General features: G+C 60.0%; 18 protein-coding genes. 8 read left to right on the top strand and 10 right to left on the bottom strand.

Annotation, left to right across the window (positions count from 1 at the left end; genetic code table 11):
* Positions 1-13: 13 nt before the first annotated feature.
* Positions 14-1447: a hypothetical protein gene (locus F4Y38_12910; protein MXY50182.1), complete on the bottom strand. Its 1434-nt coding sequence runs from the start codon at positions 1445-1447 to the stop codon at positions 14-16.
* A 271-nt stretch (positions 1448-1718) separates the two neighbouring features.
* On the opposite strand from F4Y38_12910, the gene F4Y38_12905 reads away from it, so the two are divergent.
* The 4 genes from F4Y38_12905 (at position 1719) to F4Y38_12890 (ending at position 5471) form a co-directional block, all read left to right on the top strand.
* Positions 1719-2372, top strand: coding sequence for a chloramphenicol phosphotransferase (locus tag F4Y38_12905; GenBank protein ID MXY50181.1), 654 nt, complete (start codon positions 1719-1721; stop codon positions 2370-2372).
* 154 nt (positions 2373-2526) lie between these two features.
* Complete coding sequence (locus F4Y38_12900; GenBank protein ID MXY50180.1) at positions 2527-3606, top strand: exo-alpha-sialidase; 1080 nt, start codon at positions 2527-2529, stop codon at positions 3604-3606.
* A gap of 35 nt (positions 3607-3641) precedes the next feature.
* The gene (locus F4Y38_12895; protein ID MXY50179.1) at positions 3642-4430 is read left to right on the top strand and encodes a hypothetical protein; all 789 of its coding nucleotides are present in this window, start codon (positions 3642-3644) and stop codon (positions 4428-4430) included.
* Positions 4431-4463: 33 nt separating this feature from the next.
* Positions 4464-5471: a phytanoyl-CoA dioxygenase family protein gene (locus F4Y38_12890; protein ID MXY50178.1), complete on the top strand. Its 1008-nt coding sequence runs from the start codon at positions 4464-4466 to the stop codon at positions 5469-5471.
* A 103-nt stretch (positions 5472-5574) separates the two neighbouring features.
* Here the strand turns inward: F4Y38_12890 and F4Y38_12885 are convergent, their stop codons facing one another.
* Positions 5575-6060, bottom strand: coding sequence for a YgjV family protein (locus F4Y38_12885; protein MXY50177.1), 486 nt, complete (start codon positions 6058-6060; stop codon positions 5575-5577).
* Positions 6061-6233: 173 nt separating this feature from the next.
* On the opposite strand from F4Y38_12885, the gene F4Y38_12880 reads away from it, so the two are divergent.
* Positions 6234-8045 (top strand): peptide ABC transporter substrate-binding protein, encoded by a 1812-nt coding sequence (locus F4Y38_12880; GenBank protein ID MXY50176.1) that lies wholly within the window; start codon positions 6234-6236, stop codon positions 8043-8045.
* A gap of 17 nt (positions 8046-8062) precedes the next feature.
* Here the strand turns inward: F4Y38_12880 and F4Y38_12875 are convergent, their stop codons facing one another.
* Positions 8063-8302: a hypothetical protein gene (locus F4Y38_12875; protein ID MXY50175.1), complete on the bottom strand. Its 240-nt coding sequence runs from the start codon at positions 8300-8302 to the stop codon at positions 8063-8065.
* A 193-nt stretch (positions 8303-8495) separates the two neighbouring features.
* Here F4Y38_12875 and F4Y38_12870 point away from each other — a divergent pair, with 193 nt between their 5' ends.
* Together F4Y38_12870 and F4Y38_12865 are read left to right on the top strand one after the other, a co-directional pair.
* Positions 8496-9056 (top strand): RNA polymerase sigma factor, encoded by a 561-nt coding sequence (locus tag F4Y38_12870; GenBank protein ID MXY50174.1) that lies wholly within the window; start codon positions 8496-8498, stop codon positions 9054-9056.
* A 184-nt stretch (positions 9057-9240) separates the two neighbouring features.
* The gene (locus F4Y38_12865) at positions 9241-9936 is read left to right on the top strand and encodes a methylated-DNA--[protein]-cysteine S-methyltransferase (protein ID MXY50173.1); all 696 of its coding nucleotides are present in this window, start codon (positions 9241-9243) and stop codon (positions 9934-9936) included.
* Here F4Y38_12865 and F4Y38_12860 read toward each other — a convergent pair.
* The gene (locus tag F4Y38_12860) at positions 9933-10982 is read right to left on the bottom strand and encodes a phytanoyl-CoA dioxygenase family protein (GenBank protein ID MXY50172.1); all 1050 of its coding nucleotides are present in this window, start codon (positions 10980-10982) and stop codon (positions 9933-9935) included. The genes F4Y38_12865 and F4Y38_12860 overlap by 4 nt on opposite strands.
* Between F4Y38_12860 and F4Y38_12855 the strand changes: the two genes are divergently transcribed.
* Positions 10878-11708, top strand: a complete 831-nt coding sequence (locus F4Y38_12855) for a DnaJ domain-containing protein (GenBank protein MXY50171.1) — start codon at positions 10878-10880, stop codon at positions 11706-11708. The two genes, F4Y38_12860 and F4Y38_12855, sit on opposite strands and share 105 nt — an antisense overlap.
* A 206-nt stretch (positions 11709-11914) precedes the next feature.
* On the opposite strand, the gene F4Y38_12850 is transcribed toward F4Y38_12855, so the two are convergent.
* The 6 genes from F4Y38_12850 to tenA all read right to left on the bottom strand — a co-directional run bounded on the left by F4Y38_12850 (position 11915) and on the right by tenA (position 18117).
* Complete coding sequence (locus F4Y38_12850; GenBank protein ID MXY50170.1) at positions 11915-13312, bottom strand: AAA family ATPase; 1398 nt, start codon at positions 13310-13312, stop codon at positions 11915-11917.
* A gap of 73 nt (positions 13313-13385) precedes the next feature.
* On the bottom strand, positions 13386-15551 hold the full coding sequence (locus F4Y38_12845; GenBank protein MXY50169.1) for a helicase: 2166 nt from the start codon (positions 15549-15551) through the stop codon (positions 13386-13388).
* Between the two features lie 619 nt (positions 15552-16170).
* Positions 16171-16464 (bottom strand): type II toxin-antitoxin system Phd/YefM family antitoxin, encoded by a 294-nt coding sequence (locus F4Y38_12840; protein MXY50168.1) that lies wholly within the window; start codon positions 16462-16464, stop codon positions 16171-16173.
* Positions 16465-16641: 177 nt separating this feature from the next.
* Positions 16642-16974 carry a type II toxin-antitoxin system PemK/MazF family toxin gene (locus F4Y38_12835; protein ID MXY50167.1) on the bottom strand — a complete coding sequence of 111 codons (333 nt, stop codon included), beginning with the start codon at positions 16972-16974 and terminating at the stop codon, positions 16642-16644.
* The gene (locus F4Y38_12830; protein ID MXY50166.1) at positions 16974-17228 is read right to left on the bottom strand and encodes an AbrB/MazE/SpoVT family DNA-binding domain-containing protein; all 255 of its coding nucleotides are present in this window, start codon (positions 17226-17228) and stop codon (positions 16974-16976) included. Before F4Y38_12830 ends, F4Y38_12835 begins: the two co-directional genes overlap by 1 nt.
* A gap of 205 nt (positions 17229-17433) precedes the next feature.
* Entirely contained in the window at positions 17434-18117 is a 684-nt protein-coding gene (tenA, locus tag F4Y38_12825) for a thiaminase II (protein MXY50165.1), read from the bottom strand.
* Positions 18118-18130 lie beyond the last annotated feature (13 nt).

Genomic DNA, 18130 nt, shown 5'->3' with positions numbered 1-18130 from the left:
CGGAGTCACCCGCCTAGACCATCCGAATCGTCTCGCCGCCTTCGCTTTCCCAGTCCACCAGGCGTCGAATCGGAATCGTCCTCAGTCCGACCTGGGCGTTCCCGGTATAGAATACGAATCCCAGGCCGTCCTTTACGACCATGCGGGGCCAGCCCGTCCAGGTGTGGTCGAAACGCTCCGTGCCGATTCCAAGGGCCGGAAGGGCGGGATTACGGGGATAGTACGACCAGTTTTTCAGGTCCGTCGAACGGGCAAGGCCCACCGAATCGCACCACCGCTCCGATCCGGCCGCACCCGGCGGCGTCCATGCGTTGCAGCCTTCGTACCAGAGATACCACGTATCGCCGATCCGGTTCAGGGACCGCGGCCGGACATGTACGGCGTCCCAGTCGTCCGCCGTTTCCGGTCCGAACACCGGATTGTGCTCGGCCTCGCGCCAGTCCAAGAGATCGTCGCTGAAGAGCAGATAACCCCGGTCCCCTCCGGGCCGGCCTCCCGAAGGCCGCGGGGTGTAGCCGGCATAGCACATGACGTACCGGTAATCCGGATGGTCCACGCGCAACAGGTCGAACTCGTGGGCGGCGTCGTTGAAATGCCGGTAGACGGGATTGCGCGAATAAGGCGTGAAAGGCCCTTTAGGATCGTCGGCAGAAGCCATCATGAATCCGAGCCAGGATGGATACTGCTGGACGGCGTACATGATGACGATCCGCCCGTCGGGTGCAATGACCGCGCCGTTCACGTAGATATTGTCCCCCGGCGCGTCCGCATGGGAAAGAACCGGAACGGGATGCACCTCCCACGATCGCAGGTCGTCGCTTTCCGCCACGGCGACGGTGCGCCGCGAGGATCCTTCCTGCTCGCCCTCCATGCCCGCCATGCAGTACATGTAGAATCGGCGGTCGATCTCAAGAATGGCGCCCGGTATGATCTGCTTCTCGTAATGGCTGCCGGCCGGACCCCGCGCGATGACCGGTTCCGTCCGCTGGTCCAGCCAGGGCAGCGCCGTGACCGTGCAGGACTCGTATCCGCAGCCGCCGGTTCCCTCCAGGTTCAGCTCGTTTTCCCACGGATCGTACCACCCATCCCACTCGCCCGACGGTCCCCGGATCCAGCCCGTTTTTCCGTTCACCCCGAACCGGAAGAAGTTGCCCTTCTTCAGCACGCGGATTTCCCACGGGGGCGGTCCCCCGCCGGGATATTTCTTCAAAACCGTACGTACTTCTCCGTCCTGTCTTGCCACGCGGAATCCCTGTCCGTCGATTTCCAGGTACACGCTCACGGAACCGTCCGATCCGGAAAACCGGATGCGAGCCACGGGTGCGCTCTCCGCGGGTGTGCGCGCCGCGGGTGTACGCGCCGCGGGTACGCTCGTCGCGGGCGTCGATTCCGCACCGGCAACGCTTGCGCTCAGCTCGTAGTTGCCTGTTACGCGTCGGATAAACATCGACTGGATCCGGATTTGGGGACGACAAATACAGGGTCGACTAACTTCCAGACGGCGAGAGGTACCCCATAAAACAGGGCAGTACGCAATACCGATTTGTCTCGCAAAAGATACACCCTATATTCCGGTTAATCCACAGCGAAACCGATGTTCGGCCATACCTTTTCGCAACTGGATTTACGATAATGCTGTCACTGGTGTTTCCGCACGTTACGAGGAGATGACCGCCATGCCGGATGCCGCGACCTACCCAGGTAAGGAGAATTCAGCCATGCCGGATGCCGCGACGCTTCCGGGTACGGCAGTCGTTCTAAACGGCGCCCCCAGGTCAGGGAAGTCCAGCATCGCGCTCGCCATCCAGCGCATGTCGCGGGAACCGTGGATGAACCTCGGCGCCGATCGATTCATTGAAATCACGCCGGAGCGACTGCGCCCCGGGATCGGGCTCCGTCCCGCCGGTATCGCGAACCGGCCTGGTGGCGAAAGGCCCGATCTCGAGCCGTTGATTCCCGGTTTGTACGGAGCGCTTTACGCGTCCATCGCGGCCCACCTTCGACTGGGCCTGAACGTGGTGGCCGACGTCACGCATCACGACGATTACGCCACGCTGAGCGGTATCCTATACAACTGCGCGGGACGTCTGGAGGAGTTGAACGCGCATTTCGTGGGCGTGCGCTGTCCCGCCGAGGTCGTGTGGCAACGGCGCAAAGATACCTGGCTGAAGGAAGAATACATACCGGATGACGCACCCTTGCCCGAACTGGTGCGGATATGGGACCGGGAGGTGCATAAACCCGGTATCTACGACCTCGAGGTCGATACATCGAAATTGAGCGCCGAGGCCTGTGCCGGCAAGATCCTGGCGCATGTCGAAACGGGTCCCCGGCCGGATGCGTTCAGGCGGCTTGCCGCGATGTCCGGATGAAACGCATCGACCAACTCTCGGTCGAAGCGCATCCTGTCCATATTTCCATTTACCACGATGAAGGCACGGGTATATTCTTGAATCCATCGTCGATCTCGATAAAACTCAAACCAGGGTGCAAAACCTGCATCGAGCACCGGGAAGGTGAGTCCATATGGGTTGGCGCGTAGCGGGGCATATGACGATCTACCGCGAGGCAGGCTGGTACGGCGCCCATCCGAACGTCGTCCGGACCCCCAATGGCAACCTGCTGGTCCTGTTTCACCGGTCGCCCGCCACGGGGTTCAGCCACCACAGCCACCCTCTTTTCGACATACGGGCCTGCCGTTCCGGTGACGAAGGGCAGTCCTGGGGGGCGACCGAACTGGTGACGGCCTACCCGTACGGCGGCGTGATCGATTTCGGGACCCACACGCTGGCCGGCGGCGAGACCTTCCTGCACGCCAGCACGGTTGACCTGGTACTTGCCCAGGCGCCGGAAGTCTCCAAGCATACCTGGGTCTCCCGTCCCGGCGTGGGATTCCACGTGCGTTCATCGGACAACGGGCGGACCTGGACGCACCCCGAGCCGTTTCCGCTGCTCCCGGATGCCGTGAACGGCCATCCCGCCTCGCACTCGGGGATCTGCCGGAGCGGCCTGCTGGAGATGCCGGACGGGCGGATGCTGCTTCCGGGCAAGGCGACAGACCATCCGGAAGGACGGCCCCCGTTCTTCGGCATGATGCAATCGTCGACGGATGGCGGACGTACCTGGGTCTACGAAGGCCGTATCGCCGAGGACGATGTCGCCCACTTCAGCGAGCCCGCGATCTACCGGACGCCGTCCGGCAGGATCCTGGTGCTCTTCCGCTGTCATCCGAACCAGCCGCCGGGACAGGACGTGCACCTGGTGGAAGTGCACTCGGACAACGGCGGCGCGACCTGGTCCCCCTGGCGGTCTACGACCATGCGGGGTTGTCCCGGTCACCTGCTCGGGCTGCGGGACGGCCGCATCCTGGCCACGGTGGGCACCCGGTGGGAGGGACAGATGGGCTGCCTGGCCCGGGTCCTCGAACCCGAGGCCGGCGACCTGGACACCGCGCCGGACATCGTCGTGCGCGCCGATTCCCTGGAGCCGGACTGCGGGTATCCATGGTCGCTCGAATTGAAGGATGGACGGGTGCTGGTCGTTTACTATTTTGTCTATGAAGACGGCACACGAGGCATAGAAGGATCGGTGCTCGAGGAATACTGAACCATTCCGGCTATAAAAGACTTTTGGGAGTTTCCATGTTTCAACTGGATGCACACCAGAAAGAATTCATGGATACCTTCGGGTATCTGCACTTCCCCGGTCTGCTCGACGACCGGATCGATGAGATCACAGAGGCTTTCGACGGGCTGTTGAAGAAAAACGGGGGCGACGACCACGAAGGCCTGGAGCGGCTGGCCGTGGTGCCGTTCATCAACCATGATCCGTACCTGTGCACGCTGTTGGACGATCCGCGCATTCACGGCATCGCGGCCGGCCTGCTGGGTGATCAGTACCAGTACTGGAATAGCGACGGGAACCTCTACGTCGGCGACACGAGATGGCACTCCGACACCCAGTGGCCCGAGCCCATCCGTTTCTACAAGATGGCCATCTACCTGGATCCCATGACGAAGGACACAGGCGCGTTGCGGGTCATACCGGGAAGCCACCGGTTCGGCGAGGGGTACGCGGAAACCGTCCATGCGCACCTGACGGGCAAAATGGGCGGCTGGGGTGGACTCCACGGCAGCGACGTACCGGCGGTCGCCGTCGAGACCCGGCCCGGAGACCTCGCCGTGTTCAACCATTCGACCAAGCACAGCGCGTGGGGTGGAGGTAAAAGAAGGCGGATGTTCACGATTGTGTACACAGGACACCACACGGACGGTCCAACTCTTGAGGCCTTCAGGAAGATCATCCGACAACATGGCTATACCACGCGGGAGGTATTCGGCAGGGAGGACGGCCCCCTGCTGTCCACGGCCTCGTCCGAACGACTGCGGCACCTGCAGAACCTGATTACGCACATTCCGAAAGCGGCTTGACGATGTGACGCCGGCTTGAAGTTGCGGCACGGCATGAAAACACGGCACCGGAAGGGGAATCCCACCAGCATGTCTCTTACACAGGATCAGTTACGACATTTCATGGATGAAGGCTACGTCATCGTCGAAGGCGCGCTCACCAGTGACGACCTGGATCCCGTTATTGCAGGGATTGAGGACTTTGTCGACGAAAGGGCCAGCGAACTCCACCGCGAAGGACGGATCGCCGAACTGCACGAGAACGAATCCTTCGAGCGGCGGCTGGCCCTGATCACCCGGGAAAACACCGCGATCTACGATGACATCGACATCATGAACATGCGGGCCGAGGCGGTGTTCCGCTTTCTCGGCAACGCCCGCATGCTGGACCTCGTGGAATCCCTCGTCGGACCCGAAATCACGTGCAGCCCCATTCAGCATCTGCGGGCGAAGCTGCCGGAGGGCCTGAACAGGCTGTCGGGTCACGGCAACGGCGGCGGGAATGGCGGTGGCAACGGCGAAGAGGATGCCCTGGCCGCCCGCATCAGTGAAAACGTGGCGCCCTGGCACCAGGACGCGCAGGTGCATCTCGAGGACGCCGACCCGGTGTTCATTCTCACCGTTTGGCTGCCCCTGTGCGACACCGACGAGGAGAACGGATGCCTGCAGATCATCCCCCGGGTGCACCACAGCCGGACCGTGTACTGGAGCGAAGGATTCGGCATTGAGGACGGCGGGTTGCCCGAGGGCGAGGTCCTGTCCCTGCCGATGAGGAAGGGCGACGTCCTGCTCATGCACAAGCTGATCCCGCACCGGTCCATCCCCAACCGTTCCGGAACGATCCGGTGGAGCCTCGACCTGCGTTACCAGCAAACCGGGCTACCCACGGGCCGCTCGTTCTACCCCAACTTCATCGTCCGCAGCCGGCGCCATCCCGAATTCGTGCTGTCGGACTACGCCACCTGGAACCGGGGATGGGAGGAGGCGCTGAAGGTCACGGCGCAGCGTCCGCCCCGCAAGAACAAGCCCACCGAGCCGACGCTGATCCGGATGTACGGATAGGTCCAGCGGCGCGACGTTCCAGCTGAAGCGTCGCGTAGTCCAGGCATTCAACGAACCGGTTGAAGCGGCGGGGATCGGACCTGCCCGCTCAGGCCTTAAGCTCTTATCGATAAATCCGCCAGTACCCGATCACATTGCTGACCAGGAAGGTGGTCTCCATGAGCACCGCGACCGGGCTGCCGGCCAGGTAGTTGTGCACCATCCAGGTCACCGCGCAGACCATGTAGATCAGCCGTACCTTCCGGTCGGATTGCTGGAAATTGCCGTAGGTTGGCAGGAGGGAACCGAAAAGCGCCAGGATGTCCAGGGGACGTTCGTACGAGAAGAAGAAGCCGGCCAGGATCAGCGCCATGAACAGGTACATCAGGCGCCGGTCGGTCGTAAAGGCCGCGGTGAAGACCCTGACGCCCATGACGACATACATCGTTCCGGCGCTGCTTCTGCCGAGCACGAAGAAGTGGAATGCGTTCGTCAGCGCCGAGGCACTCAGCCAGAGCAATACGTCGCGGCGCTTCTTGCACTGGAAGGAAATCACGCCGCAGGTGAAAGCGACGGCGGCGAGTGCCTGAGATACGAGGAAGGAGTCCATAGGGCGATTTACCCGGCAGGTTGGTGTCCACGTGCAAAATACAGACCGCCGGAAACGGGTCAAGGCGATTCACCTGACTACGCTTGACGCGGGACCGGGAAGTGAATAAGGTACTTTACGGCCCGTCCAACCCAACGTGAACGTCTCCATCGTGACCAACGGATGGTCCCTCAATGATCACCCATGCCCGCGTTAGTCCCTCAATACGCAAATTGGTCCGCACCATTGCCATCGCCGTGATCTTCTTCGTGGTCTCGGCCGGGATGCTGCGTGTCCTGGGCGGTCCGGGCGGACCGGGCAGTCCGGCCGGTGACCAGCCCGACCAATCATCCTCCCGGTACGTGAACTCAGCGGGCGTCGAACTACCGCCCGACGCGGCGCCGCCCTCGGAGCAGTACGTCCGCACGTTTCAGCTGGACAACACCTACATGGAGTGGTTCCGCACCATCTACAAGGGGACCTACGGCCACCGGATCATCGCCGAACCGCTGATCCGTTTCGACAAGGACTTCAACCTGATCCCGGCGGCGGCGAACCGCTGGGAACCCACCGACGATGGACTGGGCTGGTACTTCTACCTGCGGGACGACCTCGAGTTCTCGGACGGGAAGCCGCTGACCGCCCACGATTACGTGTTCACCCTGCGGCGCGGCGCCGATCCGCAAAACGCCTACGACGTGGAGTGGTATTACCGTCCGATCAAGAACTGGGGCCGCGTCGTGGGCCGGGAGCTGCCCCTCGATTCGCTGGGCGTCCACGCGGTCGACGACTACACGCTGCTCATCGAAACCGACGAACCTTGTGCCTATATGCCGGACCTGATGGTGGACAGTTGGGTTTCTCCGCGCCAGGCGGTGGAGAAGTACGGCGACGCCTGGTCGACGAGCCCGGAGACCTCCATCGCCAGCGGGCCCTTCTACCTGGCGGAGTGGACCAAGGCGGACCGGGTCGTGCTCAAGGCCAACCCCCGGTACCACGGAGCCGCACGGCCCTACCTGGAGACGCTGATCGCCAAGCTGCACAACGCCTCGACGCCGCCGCCCCTCCTCGCGTCCTACGAGGCCGATGAGGTGGATTTCGGTCTTGTGACGAACCACGCCGAACTCGCCCGGATAAAGACCGATCCGCAGTTGAGCCGGGAGCTGCATTCCTACACCGACTTCGCGACCTACTACCTCACGATGGACACGTACAACCCGCCCTTCGACAACCTGAAGGTGCGCCAGGCCTTCAGTCACGCCATCGACCGGGACGCCGTGTGCGCGACCGCGCTGAATGGCTTCGCGATCCCCGCCTACTCGATGCTGCCACCCGGCTTCCCGGCGGAAGCGACGGAAGCCCTGAATCCCGTCCAGCGATACGACCCCGCCCTGGGGCGCAAACTGCTGGCCGAGGCGGGATATCCCGATGGCAAGGGCTTCCCGCGCGTGGAGATGTGGGTCCGCCGCGACGTCCGGCCGGTCCACGAGGCCGGGGAGGCGATCCACGCCATGATCAAGCAGAACCTGGGCATCGACCTGGTGGTGCGCAACATGGAGGTCAAGATCTTCATGGACGCGATCAACAGCCACCAGCTTCCCCTGGGACTCGTCCGGTTCGGGGCGGATTTCATCGATCCCAGCAGCCTGATGAACCTCTGGCTTTCATCGGGCCGGCACGCATGGAGGCACGACCGCTTCGACCAGCTGGTCGTCCAGGCGGGAGGTGTCGTCGGCGACTACGAGGCGCGAATGGACGTCTACCGGCAGGCCGAACGCATCCTGGTGGAGGAAGTGGGCGGTCTCTTCGTGTGGTACCCGACGATGAACCAGATCTGGAAATCGGACATCAGGGGGGACGCCCTCGAACCGAACCGCCGCGGATTCCGAGCCTGGCGGGGCGAGCAGATTGGAAACACGGCCTTCACGATCTACATCGCGGAAGACGGGGAGCATGACACCGGGACGAAAGGATTCTGGGAGCGGGTGCTTGGGGGCGGCGGGTAGGCGAAGCAGGAGGCAAATCAGACGATATTCAGCATTTTGTTGGCATAGTCTTTTCCCGAAGTCGGTGAAGGAAGAGACTCACCGTCCCGTTGATACGAATCAATGGTTTCTTCTACGATCCGACATAACTCGGAGAACACTTCCTGCTCGTTCTCCCCATGACATCCACCGTAAAATAGACCGGGGCAACTGCCAATGTAACACTGATCTTCGTCTGACCACTCCACGATTTTCACATATCGAGCACTCATCTTCATTTCTGTGATTCCTTTATCGCTACACGAATGGCCTGTTCCTGATAGTCTCTGGCGTCATCGCCGAGGTGAAAGGAACGAAATAAGAAAACACCTGTCAAGAAGGATGCAAGTTTCTCTTTTTCCCCGAACGAAAACCTCATACATGGTGTTTTAAGATTGGTACCGACCGACCCCGGCCAGCAAAGGATTTTGCATGAGGCAAGACGAGGGACGATGCATCGCGCTGGAAATCCATCGTGGCAACCGGGACGCGGTGACGGACCTGGTGGCGACCTACCAGGACAGGCTCTTCACTTACGCCTTCCATATGCTCGGAGGGTCGGACGACGCCCTCGACGTCACGCAGGAAGCCTTTGTCAAAGCCTACACCACGCTCGCCGGAAAGTACGACGCAGAGCGATGCCGGACGCTCGAAATCCGACCCTGGCTGTATCGCATCGTCCGGAACCTGGCGCTGAACAGGCTGAGGTCGCGCAAACGAAGAGTCGACGCGCTGGTCAGCATGAGGGAAAACATACCAGCACAGGTCTTCGAAACCGGAAACGACCTGACCAGGGCAGAAGCGATCCGGTCGGCCCTCGCTGAACTGGGAAGAGAGAGCCGGGAACTCATCATCCTGCGCTTCATTGAGCAGTACACCTACGCGGAAATCGCTAAGGTCACCCGCTCATCGGAATCGGCGCTGCGGGGCAAGGTGTACCGGGCGCTGCGTAAACTTCGCAGAATCATGGAGGACGGTTCCAGTGGACATTAATGAAGCAAGACAGTACCTGGATCAGATCAGAACCGGCGAGGCGGACGATGAGGCCAGCCGGTCCGCGACGAAACACCTGGAAAGGTGCGCAGATTTACGAGAAGAAGCGGCTATTCTGGAAAACCTTGGCGAGGAATCTCCCAAACTGAAACTGACTGCCCCTTCGGGGATACAGGAGGAAGTGATGATCAGGATTGCAGACCGATACGATGTGATCGAAACGGATTTCGGGTCGGCACACGTGGCATGCACACCCAGGGGCATATCGGCGGTAAAACTTGATGTGGATGAGGACGGCACCTTCGAATCCTACTACAAAGAAAGGCTGGGGCGGACCACGGTCCGAGGTTCGCTGCCCGAAGCGTATGTCGAAGCGGTCAGGCGGGCCATAAAAGGAGAGAAGATCACCCGGCCGCCGGTCACGCTGGAAGGACTGACCGAGTTTGAACAGACCGTGCTCCAGCACCTGGCCAGGATACCGACAGGCGAGGTCCGACCCTATGCCTGGCTCGCCCGGGAAGTAGGCAGGCCAAAAGCGATTCGGGCCGTCGGCACGGTCATGGCCCGCAACCCCGTTCCCTTCCTGATGCCCTGCCACCGGCTCGTTCCCTCGACCGGAGGCGTGGGAAACTACTACTACGGGCCGGAAATGAAATGGACCTTGCTGGAACGGGAAGGGATCCCGCGGGAGGACCTTGCGAACTGGAAGCAGCGCGGGGTTCGCTTCATCGGCAGCCAGACGACCGGCATCTACTGCTATCCGACCTGCCGCGACGCCCGCCGCGTCCAGCCGCGGCACCGCCTTGAATTCAGCGGTGCGGAGGAAGCGACGAACAGCGGATGCCGGCCATGCAAGCACTGCAGGCCGCTGTCGGTCTAGCGATTGCGTGGAGGAATTTCGTCGCCGACGGGTCGGGGTACGGGTCTCCAGTAACCGGAGGGATCGCTGCCGCGGCAGATTACGGCCCGGTGGTACTCCGGGTAGCGGCCCCGCACGTCCGGCGGCAGGTACCGGATCGTCAGGCCGCATCGCCGGCGGTCGGATACGTTCGGCTCGGATCCGTGCAGCAGCAGGTCGGTGTGCATGGAGATCTGGCCCGCCTTCATGACGAAGGGCACGGGATCACCGCCCCACCTGAGCGGGTCGTGGACGGTCTGTCCCAGCACGTTGCGTTCGGCATCCGTGCTGTTTTCGAAGGGGATCTGCCCGTGGAGGTGGGAACCGGGGATGACCGTCATGGGCCCGTTTTCCTCGTCCACGTCGTCGATGGCCAGCCAGATCGTCACCACCTTGCTCGGGGTCAGGGGCCAGTAGGACGCGTCCTGGTGCCAGCTCACCCGCTTTACGTCGCCCGGCATCTTGCAGAAATAGTGGGTCATTTCGCAGATCAGCGTTTCTCCGACCAGGTCTTCCGCGTAGTCCAGAATCCGCGGGTTCATGGCCAGGTTGTAGATACCCTCGCAATGCCGCTGCCAGCCGTTGATGGAGTAGCTGTTGTATCCTTCCTGCTCCGCGCGGTCCATCAGGTCTTCAAAATACGCTCGGTTCTCCTCGGCTTCCCGCGGGGAGAAGACGTCGAGAGGGCAGAGATACCCGTTTGTGTTGAAAAACTCGACCTGTTCGCGCGAAAGCGTTTTGGGGTTCTCGTTTCTTGCCGGGAAAAAACGCAGTTCCCGCTTCATGTCGGGCAGGGCATCGGTGATGGGCATGGGCGACCTTTTCAAATGTCGTTGGCGGGTGGAACCTGGTCTGGTGGCGACCTTGAATATACCGGCAAAAATCGCTTGAGACAACCCTTTGAATGACTTAAATAACCATGTATGGATGATACCACCAACAGAGCGCTGCATTCGCTCGACCTCGCTCCGGGCGCGTCGCTTGATGACGTGAAGAAATCGTACCGGGAACTGGCGCTGATCTGGCATCCGGACAAGGTGCCCGACCGGGTAAAAGACCGGGCCACCGCAAAGTTCACGGAGATCAACGAGGCCTACCAGTGGCTCGTCCGCAATCCGAAAAACCTGCGGAGATCTTCGTCAACCGGGTCGCCTTACCGGACAACTTCGCAACGCCAGTCGCCTCCGCGATACCGTTCTTCCTCGCAATCTTCCCATACCCGAGAGGAGTATTCCCGGTCCGGCGCCTCCCGACCCGGCGCGTCAGGTCGAACCGGCGCTTCCCGGACCGACGACTCCAGCGGCACGGGAGCCGGGTCGTCAGCCGATCCGGCTGTACAACGTGTCCGGCAGGCCGCTCGCGGCATCTGGACCGATTCCAGGGCCGGCCTGTACGTTTACCCCGATATCGACGCCGATCGGGCGGCGAACTTCATCGTTGCTTTGCAGCTTAACCATCGTTTCTGCGGTGCGGCCGCGACGGTGAACGATCTGCTGGTGTTCTACGATATCGACGGTTCCGGCGAGGAAGGCATGGCCATCACCCGGTCGAACCACCTGGTCAACAACAACACCGGGACCCTCTATGACATCGGCGACCTGGTGGAAGTCCGTTTGAAGGAGGGTTTCTTCTTCTGGAGTGAGATCGTGGTGCGCAGAAAAGGAAACCGGAAGTTCGAACTCGCGGGTTATGCGGAAAATGGACCGGGACGGGCGTTGGTGAGCATTCTCGGGAACCTGATCGGAAACGATTGAACGTAAACCATTCTGTGCAGCTCAGTTCCGAACCAGAAGTTTGGTCAACCAGAACTTTGGTCAAAGTACGTCTGTAGTGGAGTGTAGGAAGGCGTTCTGACTTGTGCATGTTGTGTATGCATCTCTTGACGCCGACTAAACTCATATCGCGCCCCTATAACGCCCCTATAACGCCCCTATAACGCCCCTTAGATTCATCTACGCCTCTACGCGCGTTTCCACCGCCCCGATTTTCCTCGCCCAGGGGACACGACCAGCCCGTGGTTTTGTAACTCCTCCAGTGCTCTACGCACTTGACGCTCGCTGACAGAAGGGCCCAATCGGGCGTGGATTTCACGGCGCGTCAAACCATCTTCCGTGCTGGCCAGTAAGGCAAGTATCATTTCCTGTCGTTCGGAGAAATTTGCTTTTCCACCACGCCGCTGAGGCACGTACTGCCCGTGTCGGAACCGCACCGTGACGCACCAGCCGTCGTCTTCGATTTCGAGCATGGGGAGTCCGGCCGCGCTGGTCAGGTCCGACATCTTCAGCGTTCCGTGCCCCCACTCCTCGATGATCCCCCGTCGATGGAAAGCGCGGGCGATTAGTGGATTCCACGGACGTGATTCGTGCGGAACGAACAGCTTTTCCGGCGTCAAGCCGAAGTGCAGTGAACCAGCGGACGTAATCTCCAGGCGATCATCGTAGATCGCCACGCCAATAGAGCCTCCGCCAATGGAATAACCGCGATGGCACAACGCGTTCGCGAGTGCCTCCCGCGTCGCAAGTGGTGGATAAAGCGGTTCGTCGATACGGTCGAAGCGATCTTCTTCGAACCGAGCGGCGATCGGCAGGCTGTCGCGCAGGAAACGTTCCGCGTTCGCAAGGAGCGTGAAGGCGTTGCCGTTGAACTGGCGATTGTCCAGAAACTGCATCTTGTCAGTACCCCGGAAGCGGGCCACGCGAAGCAGGCATTGCGGCATATCTACCTCCAGCCGATCGCCGTTGCCGAACAGCACGGTTGCGGCTCGAAGCAATACGCCATCGTGTAGCAGACCGAGTCCTCGCAGCAGATCGGCCGGCTCCCTGCTCGGTGGCTCATCCATGCGGCCGCGCCGAACGCCCTCAGCGACGACCCGTCGAATCTCCGCCACGTCGAGGTCGTTGATCGACCATCCTGCGGCAGGCTGATTTTCCCAGCGCTGCTCGCTGTGCATCCGTTCGAACAGCATCCGGTTGTACTCGTCCGGAGACATCGCCAGCGTGGTGTTTCCGACCCGTCGGTAGGCGTTGCCACGGTAGATGTATGGCCTCGTCGGTCCCCGGCCTGTACTGACCACGATGACTTCACGGCCACCACCCAAAGGTTCCCGCTCGACGGTCGGAAACGCCGGAGGATCAATCTGCCGAAGCTCGGCGCTCAACTCCTCGATTGTGCGCTCGCCTACCTGCTGACCCACGACGCCTCCGTCCCGCGTCACGCCGAAGAGCACCTGTCCGCCGTCCTGATTCAGAAATGCACACACTGTCCTGGCCGCCTCCCGGCGAGTTCCGGTCGTCTCCTTGAACTCCAGCGTCTCGGACTCGCCGGAGGCTGTGAGGGGGATGATTTGTTCGGTATTCATTCCATAGTCTCCTATACACGCTGGTCTGTCATACACACTGATCTTTCGGGGAGTAAACGGGTCGATATCGCTATTACATCAGCACATTCCTGAACCGGGCAATCGTCTTCTCGTCCAGGTCTTCGATCTGCACTTCGCCGGACTCGAGCTCATACAGAAGGTCATCCAGATACCTGTCGCGGTTCCTGAAGCGTTTGAAATCTGCCGTGGTCCTATCCCTGTGAATGAGTCTCAGTTGCTCCCGCTGCTCCGAAGTCGGATAGGTAAACTGCAACTCGAAACGCCGCGCTTTCAGTTTCTCATACTCAGCTTTCAACATGGCCATGGATTCGCCGAAACCAAGCACGCGAACCCACGCTTTGCTACGCGTTATCGCCGTAAACAGGCCAATACGTATGCTCGCCAGATTACGAACCGCTGAATGGCAGTCCTGGGCATTGATGATATAGACCATTCCGGCTTCGTTGCCCTTGGCGCGGTGGATTCCGGTCAGGGTCACCGATGCTTTGCCCGGTCGAAAGAAGGTATTCGGATCCGTGTCTACTCCGGCGAGATGGGATCGGATGCCCAATTCCTTCAAACGTCTGCGTATCGGCTCGACGGTCAGTCGTGTCGAAAGAGGATCGGGGTTGATGACCATGATGTCGTCGTGTCGCAGTTCGTCCTTATTGAGGTTTTCGGCGATGGCCTCCGTCAGCCAGTCCGTCTGTTCATCTGCGTTTCTGAAGGTGACAAAACGGACCAGGTCATCGGGGTCGGAATGGTCTTCCAGGAATCCGGGACTCGTATCTTCTGTACGGTCAAGTGTCACTGCAGAGCCGTCGCGCAGTGCACCGGCCCGCACCCTGTAGCCGATGTCCTCCCAGATATGAGCCCGGTCGAACATCTGGACAAGACCGGTTTCCGTCACATGGGCCGGTTTCCGGTAGATCCCGAATCCAAGGGCAAAAGCGGTAGCCAACACCGGCTTCGAGTTGCGGTAACATTTCGACAGCATGATGTCCCGCCGCGGTGCGGGATGGCCGGTGTCGTCAAACCGCACTTTGGGCGATCCATCCTCGTTCTTCCCGAAGATCTCCTCCGGAGAAGGCAGGGAACTGCCACGAAGACTCTGCAGTTCGTCATAGGCGTACACCAGTCTCCCGGGATCTTTGAGCAGTTTGAAGCAAAGTCTCAGAAACATGGGCGGCAAATCCTGCGCCTCGTCGACGAATATCGCGTCGTAGACCGGTTCGAGTTCACGAGCATAGGAAAGGGCATATTCGCACGCACCTTCGAACTCCCTGCCTGGTCCGAATCTGCTGCGCGCCCTTCCGAAATCGAGAAACGCCATGCCGTGCAGACGACAGAACTCATGATAGATCCCCTCGCGTTCTTTACCCCGCCAGGAACCCCAGGCGTTTACGATACGCAGCCTATCCCAATCAGGCTCTTCGCCGGTTTGGTCCATGAAGAAGCTGTCGATCAGGCGACGAAAATGATCCTTGAGGGAACGTGAATTGAAGGTGACTGCGATGCGCCAGTCAGGATGTTGTGCATGGAGGTTAGCCGCTTTCAGCGCCAGTACGATGGTCTTGCCCGAACCCGCCAGACCGCGAATGCGCTGTACGCCTTCGGCCGTTTCCAGGACGGTTTGACTTTGTATGTTGTCCAGTGTCGCGATCGATTTCTCGAGTTTTTCCAGCTTTGCGCCTCGCGAATCCTCCTCTGTTACGCTCCGACTTAATTCGCCTTTTCGAGCCGTGGAAATGTGCTCGATTACCGACAGCACCCTATCGCACATATCCTGCATATCCTGGCCATGGGGACATGACCAGGTGAACCGGTTCAATTCCTGTTTGAGTGAAGAGGCGTTCGCGAGCGGATAATCGCCGATACGATGTGAATCCGGGTTGCTTAGTGCGGGGGCGAATGAGATGGTATGGATCGGAACCATTAGGTCCCGGCGCTGCATCAATGCCTGGTGAACTTTAAGCCGGGCTTCGAGCTTGTTGGCCGAATCGTCCTGCCGCGCCCCGTAATCACCCGTTTCGCGCCCCTCGATAAGATCGAAAACGACCACGCCCATATCAGCCGAAACCAGCAGGGCGTCAATCATCTGATGTCCTTCGGACGTACTGTAAATCGGATAGCCGATGAACAAGCGCCCCGACCATGCGGACTGCTGTGAAACCACCTCCACCAGGGCTTCGCTTGACACGGGCTTTTGGCTGGTACCTCGTACGATATCGACACTCATGACGTTTCCTTTCCACCGAGTCGCTTCCACAGTCGCGTCACGCACGCGTCACGCACGCGCCACGCACACGTTTTCAACGATTCGGAAACGACGGATTCTGATGCAGCCCGGCTGCAGCCAGTCTGCGCCAGGCTGGCTGTCCGTTCAGACTGCGTTCTCAGGGTTGTGTAGTAGATTAGTAGGGAAAAACGAGGGATTCTTGTAAGAAACGTCAGCCGGTGGGATGGCTTTTGTTGTCCTGTTTAGGAGACAACACATGCTTCAAGAAAAACGGTATATTTGCTGAACAGTAAATATCGTACGAGGGTAGGGCGGGCTGTATGCGGCGAGGGCGTCTCACAGCCGCTGCTTTTGCACCACCTGATCGTAGGTGTCGAGCTCGATGTTCGGGGTGTCGGGGGTGATTTGGGGGTCGTGGGTCACGGTCCTGCAGTGGTCGGAAAGCCAGCCGAGGGCAGCTGCTCGACGTCCACTTCGGTGAGCTTGGTCACGGCGTCTTCCACGGATTTACGGTATCGACACCGAGGCCATCGAAGTGCCCGTCGTTCCGTATGACGACCGCATTGAGCATCCCTCGTCAGTTCCGAAACGACATGGGTGTCCAGCAGGCACCCGCTCATTATTCATCGTCGTCAGCGAATGGCGTCTTGCGATTGGTGCTGCGGTCCGGTTTGGTCAGGTTGGTGCCGCGCGGTATGTTTTCCAACAGCCACTGACCGAACGCTTTCCGCGGACCTTCCTTTCGCTCTCGCCAGACACGTTCCGGAATCACGACGAACGGTCTGCGCGTTCCGATGCGTTGCGGGCCTTCTTCTTCCGACAGGCGCAGTATCTCGGACAACCGCGCCTTGGCCTCGCTTACCTTCCAGACTCGTGAAGGTTTAGCTTCGTGCTGATTCAATGTGCCACCCATTCAGTTCATGCCGGACCATTATAGACTATTATGGATCATTACACCGGGTACTATTGTAACCGTTAAGGAAAGCAAGTTCGATGATTAACCTCGAAGTTATCCCACTGCCGTAACCGCGACGTACACCACTGCTGTCTTATCTGGCTCTGGTGCGTCTATCATCGTCCGTTCCAACCGTTATTCTGCGTACATCTCGATGATGATGCGCCGCAACTGTGCCGCGCGGTCGGAGGAAAGGCTGTCGATGTGTTGGCCCAGACGCTGCTTGCTGATGGTGCGTATCTGGTCAACGGCTATCTCGGCGGACCGGTCCGCGAACCTTACTTGCAGACGGCCTCGCCAGCGTGGATGCAGTTTAGAGGTAAGTGGACAGACGACTACAGTCTCGAGGTGCCGGTTCATCTCATCGCGGCTGACAATAACCACCGGCCTGACCTTGTGGATTTCAGCGCCTTTGGTCGGATTCAAATCGGCCATATACACGGCATACCGCCGGGGAAACGGGGCCATCAATCCAATCCATCGGCTATGGTGACGTCGAAGTCGCTCCAGTCCTCTGATTCCGCGGCCATGGCACGGTAGGTCTCCTCCCAGGACAGGTTATGAGCGTCCTTGCCCCGTAAGACGACGCTTTCCTCCATCTCTTCTAGCGTCAGTCTGTCGCTCCATCCGTACTTGTCCAGCAGCGCCTTGGGAATGCGGATGCCTCTGGAGTTCCCAATAGGAATCAGTTTGATTTCCCTGATGCGTGTTGATTTGTCCATACGTTTCACCCCCGCTGTGGACTTATCACGTAATTATAGTAATTACATTAGTTGCCCGTGTCAATGCGATATCACCTTTCGCTCATAAATACATGTCGAGCCAGACTCACCTAGATTTCCACATCAAGTAATTAGGATGCTTCTTGCTGCTCCGTTGTCATTTCCCTCCACTCTTACACGTACTCGCTGAACACCAGGCCTGTTATCACACCGGCCACTGTTCCTTCCGATACCCCATATCCCAGAACATCCACTCATAGCGACTGGTCGTAATGTAGTGCTCCAGCATGGCCTCGCGGTCCTCCTCGGGGAGCCTCTGTGCGACCCGGTTCGTGATCTCCAGAACGGCGACGACGCACTCGGCGAACTGATCGCCGGCGTAGGTGTCGATCCACTGCTGGTACATGGGATCGGGCGAACCCTTCTCGGCCAGCAACTTGCCCACCTCCCAGTAGATCCAGTAGCAGGGGAGCACCACGGCCACCACCTCGTGGAATGGCCGGCCATAGGCCACGGAAAGCAGGTAGCTCGTATATGCCTGGCATACCGGCGCTTTGGGCGTAGCCCAGACCTGTTCCGACGACAGGCCGAAGACGTCGAAGAAGTTCTCCTGCATGGCCCGTTCTTCCACGAGACATCCCTTGGCATGCTCGTTGAAGAGGATGATGGTGTCCTCGTCCGGTGCCTTCACCGCGGCGAGGCTCAGGGCCCGGGCGTAGTCCTTGAGATACAGCGCGTCCTGGACGGTGTAGAATTCGAAGGCCGATCGGTCGAGGTCGCCGGAGGTAAGCCCCTTGATGAAGGGGTGGGCGAGGATCGCGTCGTAGATCGCGGCCGTCTCCGACCACATGAGATCGGTAATGGATTCTGTCGCCGATGCGGTCGTCATCTAAATACTCCCT

Source organism: Gemmatimonadota bacterium (assembly GCA_009838645.1).
Classification (GTDB): Bacteria; JAAXHH01; JAAXHH01; order JAAXHH01; family JAAXHH01; genus JAAXHH01.
The sequence above is the reverse complement of the archived record's forward strand: the minus strand, read 5'-3'. Positions and strand labels throughout refer to the sequence as shown.